The organism is Streptomyces sp. NPDC046805, from assembly GCF_040645355.1.
Lineage (GTDB): Bacteria > Actinomycetota > Actinomycetes > Streptomycetales > Streptomycetaceae > Streptomyces.
The window spans coordinates 83,414-101,593 of sequence record NZ_JBEYYC010000004.1 but is presented as its reverse complement, the minus strand read 5'-3'; the positions used below and the strand labels follow the sequence as shown (position 1 = coordinate 101,593).

The 18,180-nt window shown below is 70.4% G+C and carries 16 protein-coding genes and 1 pseudogene; 11 read left to right on the top strand and 6 right to left on the bottom strand.

From position 1 onward, the window contains the following. Positions 1-13: 13 nt before the first annotated feature. The 4 genes from ABZ910_RS06660 to ABZ910_RS06645 all read left to right on the top strand — a co-directional run bounded on the left by ABZ910_RS06660 (position 14) and on the right by ABZ910_RS06645 (position 4,164). Entirely contained in the window at positions 14-2,548 is a 2,535-nt protein-coding gene (locus ABZ910_RS06660; protein ID WP_361360263.1) for a nitrate- and nitrite sensing domain-containing protein, read from the top strand. Beyond that, positions 2,545-2,982, top strand: a complete 438-nt coding sequence (locus ABZ910_RS06655; protein WP_361360261.1) for a roadblock/LC7 domain-containing protein — start codon at positions 2,545-2,547, stop codon at positions 2,980-2,982. Before ABZ910_RS06660 ends, ABZ910_RS06655 begins: the two co-directional genes overlap by 4 nt. A 22-nt stretch (positions 2,983-3,004) precedes the next feature. Continuing rightward, positions 3,005-3,418, top strand: coding sequence for a DUF742 domain-containing protein (locus tag ABZ910_RS06650; protein WP_361360259.1), 414 nt, complete (start codon positions 3,005-3,007; stop codon positions 3,416-3,418). 143 nt (positions 3,419-3,561) lie between these two features. After that, on the top strand, positions 3,562-4,164 hold the full coding sequence (locus ABZ910_RS06645) for an ATP/GTP-binding protein (protein ID WP_361360257.1): 603 nt from the start codon (positions 3,562-3,564) through the stop codon (positions 4,162-4,164). 17 nt (positions 4,165-4,181) lie between these two features. On the opposite strand, the gene ABZ910_RS06640 is transcribed toward ABZ910_RS06645, so the two are convergent. Next, positions 4,182-4,610, bottom strand: a complete 429-nt coding sequence (locus ABZ910_RS06640) for a PPOX class F420-dependent oxidoreductase (protein WP_361360254.1) — start codon at positions 4,608-4,610, stop codon at positions 4,182-4,184. Between the two features lie 92 nt (positions 4,611-4,702). On the opposite strand from ABZ910_RS06640, the gene ABZ910_RS06635 reads away from it, so the two are divergent. Beyond that, complete coding sequence (locus ABZ910_RS06635; RefSeq protein WP_361360251.1) at positions 4,703-5,116, top strand: roadblock/LC7 domain-containing protein; 414 nt, start codon at positions 4,703-4,705, stop codon at positions 5,114-5,116. Between the two features lie 126 nt (positions 5,117-5,242). Continuing rightward, positions 5,243-6,208, top strand: coding sequence for a DUF6397 family protein (locus ABZ910_RS06630; protein WP_361360248.1), 966 nt, complete (start codon positions 5,243-5,245; stop codon positions 6,206-6,208). 85 nt (positions 6,209-6,293) lie between these two features. On the opposite strand, the gene ABZ910_RS06625 is transcribed toward ABZ910_RS06630, so the two are convergent. Together ABZ910_RS06625 and ABZ910_RS06620 are read right to left on the bottom strand one after the other, a co-directional pair. Then, positions 6,294-7,160, bottom strand: a complete 867-nt coding sequence (locus tag ABZ910_RS06625) for an acyl-CoA thioesterase II (protein ID WP_361360245.1) — start codon at positions 7,158-7,160, stop codon at positions 6,294-6,296. Between the two features lie 19 nt (positions 7,161-7,179). Continuing rightward, complete coding sequence (locus ABZ910_RS06620) at positions 7,180-9,693, bottom strand: DUF3516 domain-containing protein (protein WP_361360242.1); 2,514 nt, start codon at positions 9,691-9,693, stop codon at positions 7,180-7,182. A gap of 145 nt (positions 9,694-9,838) precedes the next feature. Here ABZ910_RS06620 and ABZ910_RS06615 point away from each other — a divergent pair, with 145 nt between their 5' ends. Continuing rightward, a complete protein-coding gene (locus ABZ910_RS06615) occupies positions 9,839-10,633 on the top strand; it encodes a metal-dependent hydrolase (protein ID WP_361360239.1) in 795 nt (264 codons plus the stop codon). A 143-nt stretch (positions 10,634-10,776) separates the two neighbouring features. Here ABZ910_RS06615 and ABZ910_RS06610 read toward each other — a convergent pair whose 3' ends face one another. Both ABZ910_RS06610 and ABZ910_RS06605 read right to left on the bottom strand, forming a co-directional pair. Next, positions 10,777-11,055 (bottom strand): type B 50S ribosomal protein L31, encoded by a 279-nt coding sequence (locus ABZ910_RS06610; protein WP_361360237.1) that lies wholly within the window; start codon positions 11,053-11,055, stop codon positions 10,777-10,779. A gap of 51 nt (positions 11,056-11,106) precedes the next feature. Next, positions 11,107-11,577: a DUF5709 domain-containing protein gene (locus ABZ910_RS06605; RefSeq protein ID WP_361360235.1), complete on the bottom strand. Its 471-nt coding sequence runs from the start codon at positions 11,575-11,577 to the stop codon at positions 11,107-11,109. Positions 11,578-11,923: 346 nt separating this feature from the next. Between ABZ910_RS06605 and ABZ910_RS06600 the strand changes: the two genes are divergently transcribed. Next, the gene (locus ABZ910_RS06600; protein ID WP_361360232.1) at positions 11,924-12,670 is read left to right on the top strand and encodes a L,D-transpeptidase family protein; all 747 of its coding nucleotides are present in this window, start codon (positions 11,924-11,926) and stop codon (positions 12,668-12,670) included. A 59-nt stretch (positions 12,671-12,729) separates the two neighbouring features. Further along, positions 12,730-14,418 carry a peptide-N4-asparagine amidase gene (locus ABZ910_RS06595; RefSeq protein WP_361360229.1) on the top strand — a complete coding sequence of 563 codons (1,689 nt, stop codon included), beginning with the start codon at positions 12,730-12,732 and terminating at the stop codon, positions 14,416-14,418. 90 nt (positions 14,419-14,508) lie between these two features. Here the strand turns inward: ABZ910_RS06595 and ABZ910_RS06590 are convergent, their stop codons facing one another. Further along, the gene (locus ABZ910_RS06590) at positions 14,509-14,958 is read right to left on the bottom strand and encodes a MarR family transcriptional regulator (protein ID WP_361360226.1); all 450 of its coding nucleotides are present in this window, start codon (positions 14,956-14,958) and stop codon (positions 14,509-14,511) included. A 164-nt stretch (positions 14,959-15,122) separates the two neighbouring features. Here ABZ910_RS06590 and ABZ910_RS06585 point away from each other — a divergent pair, with 164 nt between their 5' ends. Both ABZ910_RS06585 and mltG read left to right on the top strand, forming a co-directional pair. Then, entirely contained in the window at positions 15,123-16,934 is a 1,812-nt protein-coding gene (locus ABZ910_RS06585) for an ABC transporter ATP-binding protein (protein WP_361360223.1), read from the top strand. 49 nt (positions 16,935-16,983) lie between these two features. Then, positions 16,984-17,838: pseudogene (mltG, locus tag ABZ910_RS06580) on the top strand (endolytic transglycosylase MltG); the annotation flags it as partial. Positions 17,839-18,180 lie beyond the last annotated feature (342 nt).

The window sequence follows — 18,180 nt, the reverse complement described above, 5'->3', positions numbered from 1 at the left end:
GAGCGAGGAGGCCATGCGCACACCCCGTAGGACCCCCACCGAAGGCCCGGAGACGCCGTCCGCGCGGACCATACCGAGCACGCCGCCGGTACGCGGCCGCCGCGCGCACGCCGGTCCGCCCGCCGACGAACGAAACGACGCTCCCCTCGGCACGGTGGCGGACAACGCGCCCACGCGCGCGGGGCGATGGCGCCTCCGTCCGCGGACGGTGCGGGCCAAGGTCGTCTGCCTGCTGATGGTGCCTGTGGTCTCCCTGCTCACGCTGTGGGCGTACGCCACTGTCAGCACCGCCCAGGACGTTTCCCGGCTCCGGCAGTCGCAGCGCGTCGACGCCAAGCTGCGGGCCCCGGTCGCCTCCGCGGTCGCCGCCCTGCAGGCCGAGCGCACGACCGCCGTGGCCTACGCGACGGCCCCGGCCGCCGGACAGCGTGGCGACCTCAGGGAGCTCGCGGCGCGCACCGACCGTGCCGTGGCCGAGCTGCGGCTGGGCGACGGCAGCACGGTCGCCGACAGCGAGGAACTGCCGCCCGGCGTCGCGCAGCGCCTGACGGCCTTCGTCACCGATGCCGAGCACCTGCGCACACTGCGCACGGCGGTACTCGACCGCCGGGCCGGCTGGGACGAGGCGTACGAGCAGTACACGAAGACCATCGCGACGGCCTTCGGCGTGGACGGGGCGCTCACCGGCATCCAGGCCGACGATCTCGGCTCCGACGCGCGCGTGCTGCTCGAATTCTCCCGGGCGGAGGAGGCGTTGGCCCAGGAGGACACGATCCTCGCCGGCGCCCGCCTCACCGGGCGCCTCGAGGGTGAGCGGCTGAAACTGTTCACCGGCGCCGTCGGCACGCGCCGCACGCTCACCGAATCCGCCGAGGACCTGCCCACCGCCCCGCGAGCCGCCTGGCGAGACCTCGCCGACGGCGCCGCCTACACCACTGTGGGCACGCTGGAGGACCGGGCCCTCGCGAGCGCGGGCGCCCGTGCGATCGGCGCGGCCCCCGCGGGCACCTGGGACACGGCTCACGCACGCGTGCAGGACGGAATGCGCTCGATCGAGGCGGACGCGGGCCGTGCCGTCGCGGGCCGGGCAGACCCGTTCACGCGCGGTCTGCTCACCCCGGCCGGTGCCGCGGTCCTCCTCGGACTGGTCGCCGTCGCCGTCTCGCTCGTCATCTCCGTACGCATCGGACGCGCCCTCGTCGTGGAACTGGTCAGCCTACGCAACGGCGCCCTGGAGATCGCACGTCGCAAACTCCCGGAGGCCATGCGGCGACTGCGGGCCGGCGACGAGATCGACATCCGGGCCGAGGCGCCCCCCGGTTCGCCCGCGGACGACGAGACGGGCCAGGTCGCCGAGGCGCTCGCCACGGTGCACCGGGCCGCCCTCAGTGCCGCGGTGGAGCGCGCCGAACTCGCCAGCGGCATCTCGGGAGTCTTCGTCAACCTCGCCCGTCGCAGCCAGATCCTGGTGCACCGCCAACTGAGCCTGCTGGACCGCATGGAACGCCGTTCCGATGACCCGGACGAACTGAGCGACCTCTTCCGGCTCGACCACCTCACCACCCGTATGAGGCGGCACGCGGAGAGCCTGATCATCCTCTCCGGAGCGGCTCCCGGGCGGGCCTGGCGCATGCCGGTGTCCCTCACGAACGTGGTGCGCGCGGCCGTCTCCGAAGTCGAGGACTACGCGCGCGTGGAGGTACGCCAGCTTCCCGAGGCCTCCGTCGTCGGTGCGGCCGTCGCCGACCTCACCCACCTGCTCGCCGAGATCGTGGAGAACGCGGCCCAGTTCTCCCCACCCCACACGCGCGTACGCATCACCGGCGAACCCGTCGGCAACGGCTACGCGCTCGAGGTGGAGGACCGGGGGCTGGGCATGGGCCAGGACACCCTCACCGAGGCGAACCGCCGCATCGAACAGTCCGAGGCACTCGACCTGCTCGACAGCGACCGTCTCGGACTCTTCGTGGTCAGCAGACTCGCGGCGCGCCAGGGCATCAAAGTGCACCTGCAGACGTCGCCCTACGGCGGCACCACCGCCGTGGTCCTGCTGCCCACCGCCCTGCTCCACGGCGGAACCACGGATCGTGCGCCCCACTCGGCGGCACAGGCGGAGCACTCCGCGGAACACAGGTACGCGCGCGTGCCCGACGCCACCGTGTCCCACGAGGCCGTGGCCGCGCCGGTCGGCCGCCCCGCCCTGGTGGCCAATGTCCCGAAACCGCCGGAGCGAGTCACCGAAACCCCGCCCCCCGGAGTCACCGCCTTGCGGCCGCATCGCCCGCCGCACGACGGCGAGGGCACCGACGACCTCCCGCGCCGGGTTCGGCAGGCGAACCTCGCCCCGCAGCTGCGCGGACAGAGAACCGAGGAGCCGGTCCCCGCACCGGCCTCCCGAGACGACGACCGGCGCACCCCCGAACTCGTACGGGACCGCATGGCCGCTTACCGCGACGGCTGGACACGCGGCGGAGGCAGGCAACCCGGCCGCGCCGCCGCCCCGGCCTCCGAAGCGGGCCGCGACAGCAGTGAAGGAGACCCCGCATGATCCAGGACCCGAGTATGAGTACGGCCCAGCGCTCCGGCGAACTCGACTGGCTGCTGGACGACCTGGTGATGCGCGTGGCAGAAGTGCGGCATGCCGTGGTGCTCTCCAACGACGGCCTCGCCGTCGGCGCCTCGACCGGCCTGGCGCGGGAGGACGCCGAGCACCTCGCCGCGGTCGCCTCGGGCTTCAACAGCCTTGCCAAGGGCGCGGGTCGGCACTTCGGAGCGGGCGGGGTACGCCAGACCATGGTGGAGATGGACGACGCCTTTCTCTTCGTGGCCGCGGCCGGAGACGGCTCGTGTCTCGCGCTCCTCACGGCCGTCACCGCCGACATCGGTCTGGTCGCGTACGAGATGGCACGGCTGGTCAAGCGCGTCGGCGAGCACCTCTACTCGGCCCCTCGCGTCGCTGCGCGGCCGCCTGCCGCCGGATGAGCCGAGAGGGCGGTCGGGACCGATGACCGAGGACATGACGGGGGCCTCGTGGGAACAGGGCAGCCAGTGGTACGACAGCGAGGCCGGGCCTCTGGTCCGCCCGTACGCCATGACCGGCGGACGTACCCAACCCGGGCCCGCCGGGGCGCGGTTCGACCTGATCGCACTCGTCACGCTCGACCCCGGCGCGCCCGCTGTCGACGGCGACACGGCCCTCGGCCCCGAGCACCGGACGCTCATCGACCTGTGTCGCACGGAAACCCAGTCCGTGGCGGAACTCGCCGCGGGCGCCGACCTTCCCGTGGGCGTGGTCAGGGTGCTCCTCGGCGACCTCCTGGAACTGGGATGTGTGACGGTCACCCGCCCGGTGCCGCCGGCCCAACTGCCCGACGAACGGATTCTGCGCGAGGTCATCGCAGGATTGCGGGCCCTGTAGATGAGCAATCAGAGACAACCCGGCGCGGGCCGGACGGTCGAGTCGCACACCGGTCCACTCCCGCGTGGTGGAGCCACAGTCGTCATGATGCCGACGTCGCCCCCGGGCGTCGATCACCACCGGCACTCCCGAGAGAAGTGATCATGGTCTCCGAGCACTCCGAAGCCGAAGGCGACACGTCCGCCCTGGCGTTGAAGATTCTGGTCGCCGGCGGTTTCGGCGTAGGCAAGACCACCCTGGTGGGCGCGGTCAGCGAGATCAGACCACTGCGCACCGAGGAACTGCTCAGTGAGGCGGGCCAGTCGGTGGACGACACCGACGGCGTCGACCAGAAGGTCACCACGACCGTTGCCATGGACTTCGGCCGGATCACCATCCGCTCCGGCCTGTCGCTGTACCTCTTCGGTACCCCGGGCCAGGACCGTTTCTGGTTCCTCTGGGACGAACTGTCACAGGGAGCCCTCGGCGCGGTGGTCCTCGCGGACACCCGGCGGCTGGAGGACTGCTTCCCGGCCGTCGACTACTTCGAGCATCGGCGCATCCCGTTCGTCGTGGCCGTCAACTGCTTCCCCAGCTCCCGCTCCTACGGTTCCCACGACGTGTGCCGCGCCCTCGACCTCGACCAGGGGACACCCGTCGTCCTCTGCGACGCGCGCGACCGAGACTCGGGCAAGGAGGTCCTGATCCGTCTGGTCGAGTACGCCGGGCGGATGCACACCGCCCGGCTCCTCGACTCCGTGGGCTGAGTCGCGATCGGCGGTCCTCAGTCCGTCAGGTCCTTCACTGCCGTCACCTTGTCGATCGCCATGCGGACCAGGAGCTCGCCCGGCACGCCGTTGCGGGCGCCGAACTCCTCGGCGCGATCCTCGCCCATGTACCGGGCCGCGATGCGCGTGGCCCAGGAGCGGACCTCGTCGAGGTCCTCGGACAGTTGGGCGCGCCCGTTCAGCACGACGAACCCGAACGGCGGCCGTTCGTCGTCCACGCACAGTGCGACCCGCCCGTCACGGGCGAGATTGAGCCCCTTCACCGTCTCCTTACCGGTGTTGAAGACCAGCTCGTCCCCGTCCAACAGGAACCAGACGGGTGCCACGTGAGGACTCCCGTCGGCTCGTACGGTCGCCAGTTTGCCGGTGCGGGTGCCGTCCGAGACGAACGCCCGCCATTCCTCGTCGGTCATCTTCTGTGCCATGGCTCCATCCTGCTTGCCGGGACGGCGGCCGTCAGGAAGGCTGGCGGACAGCTCCTCCGGCCAGGGGGAGACGTCGCACGGGGAGACGGAGCATGGTGCAGAACCAGAGACTCGGCTGGTTGCTCGATGACCTGACCGAGCGAGTGGAGCACGTACGGCACGCCCTCGTCCTGTCGAACGACGGGCTGGTGACGGGCTCGAGTACGGGCCTTCGCCGCGAGGACGCGGAACACCTCGCCGCCGTAGCCTCCGGACTGCACAGCCTGGCCAAGGGTTCGGGACGCCACTTCGGTGCGGGCAAGGTGCGTCAGACGATGATCGAGTACGACGACGCCGTGCTCTTCGTCACCGCGGCGGGCGATGGCAGCTGCCTGTGCGTGTTCAGCGGCGCGGAGGCCGACATCGGCCAGATCGCCTACGAGATGACGCTGCTCGTCAACCGGGTCGGCGAGCACCTCGGCCTGGACGCCAGACAGCCTGAGCGTACTCCGGTCGTGGATCTCTGACCTGCGGGTTTGCCATTCCCCGTGGAGTTATCCACAGGCTCGCCACGGCAATCGCCGGAGCGGCTACGGTGTGTGTCACGGCAAGCGCACACAGCGTGAGCACTGACTTCACGGGGGAGTACGACCATGTCGGGCGACACCATCACACCACCGCGCCACCTCACCTGTACGTCGAGTCGAGCCGCACGCGAACTGGGGCTGAAGCGACGGGAGTTCGACCTCGCTGTGCACCTCGGACGCCTCCGGACGGTGCCCGACGAGGGAGGGGGTGGCGGCCGCAGGGTCCAGCGCGCCGAGATCGACCGGCTGCGCGCGGCGGACGGCTCCCTCGAAGCCCTCCGCCAGGGCATCACGACCGTGGCAACCACCGAGGGCGCGCACCTGATGGACGTGTCGGCCGGCAGGTTCACCCGCCTTGCCCGTCTGGGGCTGATCGTGCCCGTGACCTTCTACCTCAACCGGTATCGAGCCGTGGTCTGGCTCTATCTGGCCGAAGAACTACGGCAGTTCGCGGACGACGACAAGAACTCCCGCCTGCTGACCGGCCGTATGCCCGAGACGCTGCGCGACCAACTCAGGACGGACCTCGATCTACGCGCCCGCAACTGGCGCGGACGCCATCTGGGATGCCTGCTCCAGCAAGCCGAAGATCCATGGGCGCGTGCCGGGGCCCTGGCCGCCTTCCTCGATCCGGTCCATGTCGCGGACATCGTCCAGGACCCTTACGAACGCGCCCACCTGAACCGGTTCCGCCCCGGGCCGCCTGCCAACGGCACACCGGGATCGCCGTCCGCGCACCTCGCGGAGAGGATCATGACGGCGGACGACACGGACGAGGCCGACCGGCTGCGGCACGGCCTGACTCGAGCGGTGGACGAGGCACGTGCGCACCGCTCCGCACCGCGCCCCGTGCCGCGACAGATCACGCCCGCACCGCGGCCGGTGTCGCCCGTACCGCGAGGTGAGGCCTCCGCAGCCCACAGCGAAGCCCCCGCTCCACGACACGGATCAGTCGCGCCCGAGACGTCGGCTCCACCCCACCGACTGCGGGGCTGGCTGCGTCGCAGAAGCCCCCGGCCTGCTGCGCTGTGATGCTCTGACCCGCAGGTCCGCAGGTGCCCTGAACAGACATTCCTGACATGGGCCGGACGCTTCCCCACCGCAGCGGCAACAGTCCCTACAGCGGGCGGAACAGTCCCTCCTGGACGACCGAGACCAGCAGACGTCCGCGCCGGTCGTAGATGCGGCCCCGTGCCAGACCGCGGCCGCCGATGGCGATCGGCGACTCCTGGTCGTACAGGAACCACTCGTCCGCGCGGAACGGCCGGTGGAACCACATGGCGTGGTCCAGGGAGGCCAGATCGAAGCTCCGCGGACCCCAGAGGGGCTCGACGGGGATGCGGACCGCGTCGAGCAGCGTCATGTCGCTGGCATAGGTGAGCGCGCACGTGTGCACCAGCGGGTCGTCGCCCAGCGGACCGACCGCGCGCATCCACACCGCGCTGCGCGGCTCGGCACCCTTGATCTCCTCGGCGCTCCACCGCAGCCGGTCCACGTAACGGATGTCGAAGGGCTGGCGGCGCGCCATCCGCTCCAACTGCTCCGGCAGAGCCCCCATGTGCTTGCGGATCTCCTCCGCGACCGGCGGCAGGGACTCGGGGTCCGGCACCTCGCGGGCCGGCGGCAACTGGTGCTCGAACGGTCCTTCCTCAGGCTTGTGAAAGGAGGCGGTCAAATTGAAGATCGTGCGGCCCTGCTGCACGGCGGTGACGCGACGTGTGGTGAACGAACGCCCGTCCCGCACCCGCTCCACCTGGTACACGATCGGCACGCCCGGCCGACCCGGGCGCAGGAAGTACGCGTGCAGGGAGTGCACCGGGCGGTCGCCGTCCGTGGTGCGTCCGGCGGCGACCAGGGCCTGGCCCGCCACCTGGCCGCCGAAGACGCGCTGGAGGGACTCCTGCGGGCTCCGGCCACGGAATATGTCGACTTCGATCTGCTCCAGGTCGAGCAGGTCGACCAGTCGTTCCGCAGGGTTGGTCATGGGTGGGATTCTCCTGTGTTCACAGCTGGCCGACATCGGTGACGCGGACGACCGCGCGGCCCTCCGCGTCGGAGGCCGCGAGATCGACCTCCGCGCTGATGCCCCAGTCGTGGTCGTCGTTCGGGTCGTCGAAGATCTGCCGGACGCGCCACAGGCCGTTCTGCGGCTCCTCCTGGATCACGAGCAGCTTGGGGCCGCGGGCGTCGGGACCGGTGCCGAGGTCCTCGTACTCGTCCCAGTACTTGTCCATCGCGTCGCCCCAGGCCTGCGCGTCCCAGCCGGACTCGGCGTCCATCTCGCCGAGCTCCTCGACCTGGTCGAGGGCGGCGAGTTCCACGCGGCGGAACATCGCGTTGCGGACCAGGACCCGGAAGGCGCGCGCGTTGGTGGTGACCGGCTTGACCTCGTCGGCCTTCTCCTGGGCCTCCTCCGCGGTCATCTCCTCCGGGTTGGCCAGCTGCTCCCACTCGTCCAGCAGGCTGGAGTCGACCTGGCGCACCATTTCGCCGAGCCAGGCGATCAGGTCCTGGAGATCCTCCGACTTGAGGTCGTCCGGAATTGTGTGTTCCAGCGCCTTGTAGGCGCCGGCGAGGTAGCGCAGCACGATGCCCTCGGTACGCGCCAGCTCGTAGAAGGACACAAACTCGGTGAAGGACATCGCCCGTTCGTACATGTCACGGACGACGGACTTCGGCGACAGGGGATGGTCGCCGACCCAGGGATGGCTCTTGCGGTAGGTGTTGTACGCGTGGAAGAGCAGCTCTTCCAGCGGCTTCGGGTAGCTGATGTCCTGGAGACGCTCCATGCGCTCCTCGTACTCGACGCCGTCCGCCTTCATCGCCGCCACGGCCTCGCCGCGCGCCTTGTTCTGCTGGGCGGCCAGGATCTGCCGGGGGTCGTCCAGCGTGGACTCCACGACGGACACCATGTCCAGCGCGTACGACGGCGACTCGGGGTCCAGCAGCTCGAACGCGGCGAGCGCGAAGGTGGACAGCGGCTGGTTGAGCGCGAAGTCCTGCTGGAGGTCGACCGTGAGACGGACGATGCGGCCCTCGGCGTCCGGCTTGTCGAGCTTCTCGACGATGCCGCCGTCCAGCAGCGAGCGGTAGATGGCGATCGCCCGCCGGATGTGCCGGAGCTGCTGCTTGCGCGGCTCGTGGTTGTCCTCCAGCAGGCGGCGCATCGCCTCGAAGGCGTTGCCGGGGCGGGCGATCACCGACAGCAGCATGGTGTGCGTCACCCGGAAACGGGACGTCAGCGGTTCCGGCTCGGACGCGATCAGCTTCTCGAAGGTGTTCTCCGCCCAGCCGACGAAGCCCTCCGGCGCCTTCTTGCGCACCACCTTGCGGCGCTTCTTCGGATCGTCGCCCGCCTTGGCGAGCGCCTTCTCGTTCTCGATGACGTGCTCGGGCGCCTGCGCGACGACCAGACCTGCCGTGTCGAAGCCGGCCCGGCCCGCCCGGCCCGCGATCTGGTGGAACTCGCGGGCGCGCAGCGTACGGACGCGGTTGCCGTCGTACTTGGTCAGCGCCGTGAACAGCACGGTACGGATGGGGACGTTGACGCCCACGCCGAGCGTGTCCGTGCCGCAGATCACCTTCAGCAGACCGGCCTGCGCGAGCTTCTCCACCAGACGCCGGTACTTCGGCAGCATGCCGGCGTGGTGGACGCCGATGCCGTGGCGGACGTAACGGGAGAGATTGCGGCCGAACTTGGTGGTGAAGCGGAAGTTGCCGATCAGCTCGGCGATCTGCTCCTTCTCCTCCCGCGTGCACATGTTGATGCTCATCAGCGCCTGCGCCCGCTCCACGGCCTGCGCCTGCGTGAAGTGCACGATGTAGACCGGCGCCTGCTTGGTCTCGAGGAGGTCGGTCAGCGTCTCCGTGAGCGGCGTGAACTTGTACTCGTAGGAGAGGGGCACCGGGCGGGTCGCCGAGCGGACCACCGCCGTGGGGCGGCCGGTGCGGCGGGTGAGGTCCTTCTCGAAGAAGGCCACGTCGCCGAGCGTGGCCGACATCAGGATGAACTGCGCCTGGGGCAGTTCGAGCAGCGGGATCTGCCAGGCCCAGCCGCGGTCGCCCTCCGCGTAGAAGTGGAACTCGTCCATCACGACCTGGCCGATGTCCGCGTCCTTGCCGTCGCGCAGCGCGATGGACGCGAGCACCTCGGCCGTGCAGCAGATCACGGGGGCGTCGGCGTTGACGGAGGCGTCGCCGGTCAGCATGCCGACGTTCTCGGTGCCGAAGATCTTGCACAGCTCGAAGAACTTCTCCGACACGAGCGCCTTGATCGGGGCCGTGTAGAAGGTGACCTCGTCGCGGGCCAGCGCGGCGAAGTGGGCACCGGCCGCGATCATGCTCTTGCCGGAGCCGGTGGGGGTCGACACGATCACGTTCGCGCCGGAGACCACCTCGATCAGCGCCTCCTCCTGGTGGGGGTAGAGCGTGAGACCGCGGTCCTGCGCCCACGACTCGAAGGACTCGTAGAGGGCATCGGGGTCGGCGGTCGGCGGCAGCTGATCGATGAGGGTCACGCACCCATCTTGCCTGGCCTTCCGGCCGATCAGGGAATCGGCTGTGGATGCGAAGATCGCTACCGCTACGCTGTGTCGCCGACGAAGCGTCAACGCACCTGGTCAACTGGACTGCGGCACACGAGGAATGGGGCGGGCAACGGCCATGATGGGACCAGCACACTCACTGTCGGGGGCCGCTGCCTGGCTCGGCGTCGGGGCGGCCGCCGCGGCGGCGGGGTACCCGATGCCCTGGCCGGTCGTTCTGTCCGGCGCGCTGATCTGTGCCGGCGCCGCGCTCGCCCCGGACCTCGACCACAAGGCGGCCACCATCTCGCGCTCCTTCGGGCCGCTGTCGCGCTGGCTGTGCGAGTTCGTGGACGCGCTCTCCTACGCCGTCTACAAGGGGACCAGGAAGCCGGGCGACCCGCGTCGCTCCGGCGGGCACCGCACCCTGACGCACACCTGGGTGTGGGCGGTGCTGATCGGCGCGGGCGCGTCCGCCCTGGCGGTCGCCGGCGGCCGCTGGGCGGTGCTGGCGATCCTGTTCGCGCACATGGTGCTGGCGATCGAGGGGCTGCTGTGGCGGGCCGCACGCGGTTCCAGCAGCGATGTTCTGGTCTGGCTGCTCGCCGCGACCAGCTCGTGGATCATCGCCGGTGTCCTGGACAAACCGGGCAACGGCTCTCACTGGCTGTTCACCGAGCCCGGCCAGGAGTACCTGTGGCTGGGGCTGCCGATCGTGCTGGGGGCGCTGGTGCACTGCGTCGGGGACGCGCTGACCGTCTCCGGCTGCCCGATCCTGTGGCCGATCCCGCTGGGCCGCAAGCGCTGGTACCCGGTGGGGCCGCCGAAGGGCATGCGGTTCCGGGCCGGCAGCTGGATCGAGATCAAGGTGCTGATGCCGGCGTTCATGATCCTCGGGGGAGTGGGCTGCGCGGCGGCCCTCAATGTGATCTGACCGAAGGGTGGGCCGGTCGACCGTGCGGGCCCGCCGTCTGGCCGCGAGGGCCGGCTGATCGTCCTGTTCGGGGGTTCGGCCGGCCTGTCCGGTCCTGCCGCCGCTCTGCCCGACCGTCGGCTGAGTGGCCGGGCAGTGGGACGTCAGGCCGCTCCGCCGGGCCCGCCGGAGTCCGGTGCGGCCCCGCCGTAGCGCCGCTCGAAGCGCGAGATGCGACCCTCCGTGTCCACTGTGCGGGCCTTGCCGGTGTAGAACGGGTGACTCTCCGAGGAGATCTCCACGTCGACCACGGGGTATGTCTCGCCGTCGTCCCAGTCGATGGTCTGGTCACTGGTCGCGGTGGACCGTGTCAGAAAGGCGTAACCAGCGGACCGGTCGCGGAAGACCACGGACCGGTATTCGGGGTGCTTGTCCTGCTGCATGTCGGCTCCTCGCACGGGGCAGTGGGCGGGAACGGGCAGGGGACGCCGGTGTCAACCGGGCAAGGTCTCTTCGTCCACGATGTGCATCGCGGCCTCCTCGGCGGAGGCGCCCGCGCCGTCGATGCCCACGTCCGTGGCGACCAGCGCGCTCTCCTCGTCCTCGTGAGTTCCCTCGTCGGGCGCGACGAGGCGGCCGGACCGGCGGTCGCCGACCTCGTCGTCGAGCGCTTCGCCGTCGGTGCCCTGACAGTCGCCGATGCCGTCGCCGTCGGGGACGGCAGGGTCGGGCAGTTCCTCGGCGAGCCGCTGATCCAGGGTCTCGCCCTGGTGGCGCTCCGCCGCCGTCACACCGGTGTGCTCCACCGCCCAGGGTCGCTCAGGAGGCGACCAGCCCCGGTCGAGAGGGTCGCTGACGCCGTCGTTGACCAGCGTGTCCTCCGCGTCGAGCAGCCCTGCGTCGTCCTGTACCTCGGACCCATCGGGCTGGTAGACGTCGTCTCCCCATCCGTCGGCGCTGTTCACGGGTACCTCCAGGTGATGGGGACGGCCCGCTCATACCGCGGTCGGCGGCGAACCGTCGGCACGCGGGGCACCGGTCTCACCCGGCGCGAACCGGACGGTCCGCGGGCAGTCCCCGAACCGGTGCTGCTCTCCAGCCTTCCACCCCGGTTCGGGACCGCGCAACGTCACGGACCCTGGCCTGCGCGTACGCACCCTCACGACTCGCACCGGGGGCCGACGCCAGGCATGGGCGGAGGCTCGCTGACCCGGTTTTCTGCATCGGGCCGTCATCCTCGGCCGGATCACCGGGGCCGCCGGTGTCCGAAACCTCACGCGATCCCCCGGTGTGTGATGCCAGCATGGTCCGGTGCTGATCGAGGGTGTGCGGCGTGCGGCGGTCGCGGTGGCGGCCTGCGGGATCTTATGGGTGGCCTTGTGCGGGTGCGGCGCGGCGAGAGGCGGCGCCGCTGGGGGAGCGGGAGGCGACGGGCCCACGGCCGCCCGGCCGGCACACGCGCACCGCGCCTTCGAGCCGTCGCGTATCCCCGGCGTCGGGCCCCGGATGCGGCAGCGGATCCCCGCGGCATCCGGCCAGGTCGTCGCGGTCTACGGCGACGGCGGGAACGCGGCGAACGCCACGGTGGTGCTGTACAGCAGGCGCGGCGCCACCTGGACGCGGACCCGGGAGTGGGCGGCGCACAACGGCAAGAGAGGGTGGACCACGGACCACCGCTCCGGCGACAGACGCAGTCCCGTCGGCGTCTTCACCCTCACGGATGCGGGTGGTGTGCTCGCGGATCCCGGGTCCAAGTTGCCGTACACGCAGGACGGTTCCTTCGCGGCGCCCCGCTGGTGGGCCGCGTCGCACTGGCACGACTTCGACTACGTCATCGCCATCGACTACAACCGCATCAAGGGCACCCCGCCGAACGATCCGGCGCGCCCCGAGGGCGAGGGGAAGGGCGGGAGTATCTGGCTGCACATGGACCATGGCAGCGGTACGTCGGGCTGCGTCAGCGTGTCCAGATCGGCGATGGAGTATCTGCTGCGGGTGCTGGACCCGGCCCGGCATCCGGTCGTGGTCATGGGAGACAGGGCGGAGTTGGCGGCCTGACGCGGTTGGCGGGAGAGGCGCCATTGCCGAGACGGACGAGTCGCCGTAGAACACCGCACATGAGAAGACGGATCGTCATGTCCATGCTCGCCGGAGCGACCCTCCTCGTGAGCGCCCTCGGAGTCGGCGCGTCACCCGCCCAATCGGCTCCAGCTCAAGCCGCTCCAGCTCAAGCCGCTCCGGCTCAGGCAGCCCCAGCTCAAGCAGCTCAACCCGCCGATGTCCCGGCCGAGTTCGGCACCGACTGGCACGACCCGGTCACTGCCGCGCCGCCCGTCGCCGAGCCGCACGGCAAGTCGTGCCAAGTCACCCTTGCCGAGGCTCAGTTCCGCGACTACACGCCGTACAAGGGGACCTACACGCCACCAGGCGGATGCGGTGACCGCTGGAGCAAGGTCGTCCTGCGGCTCGAGGGCAAGGTGAAGGGGCGCCAGTTCGACCGGCTCGGCTATCTGCGCGTCGGTGGGGTGGAGGTCTTGCGTACGTCGACGCCGGAGCCGTCGCCGGACGGTATCGAGTGGTCCATGGAGAAGGATGTGACGCGATACAGCGACACCTTCCACAGCCCGCGGGACGTCGAGATGCTCATCGGGAACGTCGTCGACGGCACGTACACGGGTGTCATCGACGTCCGGGCCACGCTGACCTTCTACACGGCCGATCCGCAGGCCAGGGCCGCCACGCCGCCCGACCGCGTTCTGCCCCTCGCCGGCACAGCCTCCGGTGCGACCCTCACCACCCCGCGCAACAGTGAGCGCATCGTTGCTGAGGTGTACGCCACCGGATCGGGCGGCGGTTGCGAGGAGTTCTGGTATCTGACGGTGCCCGAGCCGGCGCCGTACTCCTGCAAGGCGGACCGGGGTGCGTACCGCGAGGTGCAGATAACGGTCGACGGCCAACTGGCCGGAATCGCCGCGCCGTTCCCGAACGTGTGGACCGGCGGCTGGTCCGACCCCTACCTCTGGTACGTCATTCCGGGGCCACGGGCCTTCGACGTCAAGCCGATCGAATGCGACCTGACGCCGTTCGCGGGGCTGCTCGACGACGGCCGCCCCCACCGCGTCGAGGTCTCGGTCGCCGGCGTCCCCGAGGGGCAGGCCGGCTGGAGCACCCGAGTGAACGTGCTGGTGTGGCGGGACGCGCAGCGTGCGCACGTCACCGGGGGACTCACCGTGCACAAGGCGACCGAAGTCACCAACTCGTCCACTTACATACCCGGTTCGCAGCAAGACCGCGTCGACACCGAGGCCGGTCACCGGCTGACCGTCGCCGGATACGTCGACACCTCGCACGGGCGCGTGACGACCACCGTCGACCGGACGCTGGCCGATTCCTCCGTGCACCGCTGGACCGAGGGTGAGACGACGGACGGCCTCGACGCCACATGGACGGACGACGAGTCCGTGGCGGTCGACGGCGGCGGGCCGGTGAGGACGACGCACACGCGACGGACGTACACGATGAACGGCGCCACGACGATCGGCACGGACGACCGGCTGCGCACCGTCCTGACGCTCGGCGACCGGGCGGCGGTCGAGGAATCGCACGGGGATCGCCGCACCTCGTGGTCGCGGCTCGACGACACCTACACCGGCGACGCGACGTACACCTTGAATGTTCCCCGCGATCAGCGCCACGCGGTCGGCACGACGAGCGAGCGGTACCGGCTGTACGGCTCAGCAGGCTGCTACGACCGTTCGCTGACCACGGTGCAGGGGGTGCTCACCCAGGACGACACCGGCTGCTGATCACACAGAGGCCACGCGAGGCGCATACAGAACCGGTCACGCGTCGGCGATCCGAGGAGTTCAGCGGGAACCAGCGGAATCCGGCGGAATTCAGCAGTGCTCGACAGCGGCCCCGTCGATCAGTGTGTCCAGCAGTCCGCCCAGCGCCTCCCGCTGCCCCGCGGTCAGCGGCGCAAGGATCTCCTCCGCCGCTGACCGGCGCGCGGCACGTACCTCGCCGAGGGTCTTGCGCCCGTCGTCGGTCAGTTCGATGCGGGTCACCCGGCGGTTCGTCGGGTCGGGTACCCGGCGGACCGTGCCGCGTGCCTCCAGTCCGTCGACCAGCGTCGTCACCGCGCGCGGTACCACTTCCAGGCGCTCGGCGAGGTCCGCCATGCGCGGCGGCGAGCTGTAGTGCGCCAGGGTGCGCAGCAGGCGGGACTGGGCCGGGGTGACGCCCAGCTCGCGCTGCGCCAGGTGGCGCTTCTGGACGCGGTGCACCCGGCGGGTGAGCCGCAGCAGCTGCTCGGCGAGCAGGCTGTCGGGATCGGGGCTGGTCATGTGGGAACAATATCAGGATGCAGTTCATTGTGAGTGTAGGTAACAATGAACAACGGTCAGTCGGTCGGTCTTCGCCGGCCGATGCCCGTAATCCGGCATCCATGACGCTGACGCCCGTAACGCCGACGTCCGCAACGCGGACCGCTCACCCCCCGTAGGAGCCCATGCATCCCGACCGCCAACTCACCTGGACCCCGCCTCCCGACGCCAAGGAACAGCCCCGGCAGGTGCGCCGCATCCTGAGGCTCTTCCGTCCGTACCGCGGACGGCTCGCGATGGTCGGCCTGCTGGTCGGCGCCTCGTCGCTGGTGTCGGTCGCCACACCGTTTTTGCTCAAGGAGATCCTCGACGTCGCGATCCCCGAGGGTCGCACCGGGCTGCTGAGCCTGCTCGCGCTCGGCATGATCCTGAGCGCCGTCCTGACCAGCGTCTTCGGTGTGCTGCAGACCCTGATCTCGACGACCGTCGGCCAGCGGGTCATGCACGATCTGCGCACCGCCGTCTACGGACGGCTGCAGCGCATGTCGCTCGCCTTCTTCACCCGCACCCGCACTGGCGAGGTGCAGTCCCGCATCGCCAACGACATCGGCGGTATGCAGGCCACGGTCACCTCCACCGCCACCTCCCTCGTCTCCAACCTCACCAGCGTGGTGGCGACGATCGTCGCGATGGTCGCGCTCGACTGGCGGCTGACCATCGTGTCCCTGCTCCTGCTGCCGGCGTTCGTGTGGATCAGTCGTCGCGTCGGCAACGAGCGCACGAAGATCACCACCCAGCGCCAGAAGCAGATGGCCGCGATGGCGGCCACGGTCACCGAGTCGCTCTCCGTCAGCGGCATCCTGCTCGGCCGCACGATGGGCCGCTCCGACTCGCTCACCGCGTCCTTCGCCGAGGAGTCCGAGGGGCTGGTCGGTCTGGAAGTGAAGTCGAACATGGCCGGGCGCTGGCGCATGGCGGTGATCACGATCGTGATGGCCGCGATGCCCGCCGTCATCTACTGGACCGCGGGTGTGGCCCTTCAGATGGGCGGACCGCGGGTCTCGCTCGGCACGATCGTCGCCTTCGTCTCGCTCCAGCAGGGCATGTTCCGCCCGGCGGTCAGCCTGTTGACGACCGGCGTCCAGATGCAGACCTCGCTCGCGCTCTTCCAGCGCATATTCGAGTACCTCGACCTGCCCATCGACATCACCGAGCGGGACCGGCCGCTCCGCCTGGACCGCGTCAAGGGCGAGGTCCGCTTCGAGGGCGTCGAGTTCCGCTACGACCGCGACAACGACACGGTCGGCCCCGTCCTCGACGGCATCGACGTCACCGTCCCCGCGGGCGGCAGCCTGGCGATCGTCGGTCCGACCGGCGCGGGCAAGTCCACTCTGGGCTACCTGGTGCCCCGGCTCTACGACGTCACCGGTGGCCGGGTCACCCTGGACGGCGTCGACGTGCGCGACCTCGACTTCGACACCCTCGCCCGCGCGGTCGGCGTGGTCTCGCAGGAGACGTACCTCTTCCACGCGTCGGTCGCCGACAACCTGCGCTTCGCCAAGCCCGACGCCACGGACGAGGAACTGCACGCGGCGGCGAAGGCGGCCCAGATCCACGACCACATAGCCGGGCTGCCCGACGGTTACGACACCGTCGTGGGCGAGCGGGGCCACCGCTTCTCCGGCGGTGAGAAGCAGCGCCTCGCCATCGCCCGTACGATCCTGCGCGACCCGCCGGTCCTCATCCTCGACGAGGCGACCAGCGCCCTGGACACCCGTACCGAAGGTGCCGTCCAGGAGGCCATCGACGCCCTGTCCGCCAACCGGACGACGCTCACCATCGCGCATCGCCTGTCCACCGTCCGGGGCGCCGACCAGATCGTGGTCCTCGATTCCGGACGCGTGGCCGAACGCGGCACGCACGACGAGCTGTTGGAGCTGGACGGGCGGTACGCCGCCCTCGTCCGCCGAGACGCGCGACTGGAACCTGCGAAATGAAAATATGAATATGCCGGGTTTATGGCGATTTGCGGGTTAACGTGCCCGCATGCAGACGAACATTCCGCCACTGACACCTCCGCCACCGGACACTCCGCCACCGAACACTCCGCCACAGAACACGGTCCGCCTGACGCGCCGGGGCAGGCTCGCTCTCATCGCGACCGGCGCCGTCGCGGCGGCCACCGCCGTGGCGGTGCCGCTGCTGACCCACGACAACGGCCACGCCGCCAAGCCCAGAACCCTCGTCATCCCGGAGGGCTGGCGGGCGGGCCAGGTCTACGACGCCGTCGACAAGGCCCTCGCCCTGCCCGCGGGCAGCACCAGGAAGTCCCTTGACCGCGCCGCCCTCAAGCTCCCGAACGCCGCCGAGGGGAACCCGGAGGGCTACCTCTTCCCGGCGACATATCCGCTCGACGCGCATGCGACGCCCCAGTCGGTGCTGCGGGCCATGGTCGCCACCGCCAAAAAGAAGTTCGACGGCGCTCCGGTCGCGGCCGGTGCGCAACGCAACACCATGAACGTCTACCAGGCCGTCACCATCGCGAGCATCATCCAGGCCGAGGCCGGCTCCACCGCCGACATGGCGAAGGTGGCCCGGGTCATCTTCAACCGGCTGGAGCGCGGTATGCCGCTGCAGATGGACTCCACCATCAACTACGCCCTGAACCGCAACACGCTCCGGACGAGTTCGGCCGACACCCAGATCGACAACCCCTACAACTCGTACCAGCGCATGGGCCTGCCGCCCACGCCGATCGACAACCCGGGCGAGGACGCGATGCGTGCCGCGCTCAGCCCGGCGAAGGGTGACTGGCTGTACTTCGTCACGGTCAAGCCGGGGGACACCCGCTTCACCGCCGACTACGCGGAGCACGAGCGCAACGTGACCGAGTTCAACGCCGAGCAGGCCCGGCAGGCTCAGAAGAAGGCCGACGAGAAGAAGGCCAAGGAGAAGAAGGCCAACCAGGAGAAGGAGAAGGAGGCCCACAAGGGCTCCCAGCAGAGCCCGAGCCTGAGTCAGAGCCCGAGCGAGAGTCCGAGTCAGAGCGCAAGCCAGACCGCGCAGCCCGCGAAGTGAGCCGGCGGGACATCACGGAGACGACCTACCGGACACCACGCAGTCGGCCACCAACCGGGCCATCGCCCAGTCGGCCGCCTATGGGGCCGTCGCATGGTCGGCCACCCGCAGGGCCGTCACCCAGTCGGCCACCTACCGGAACATGCACAGACGATCTGCCGGGGC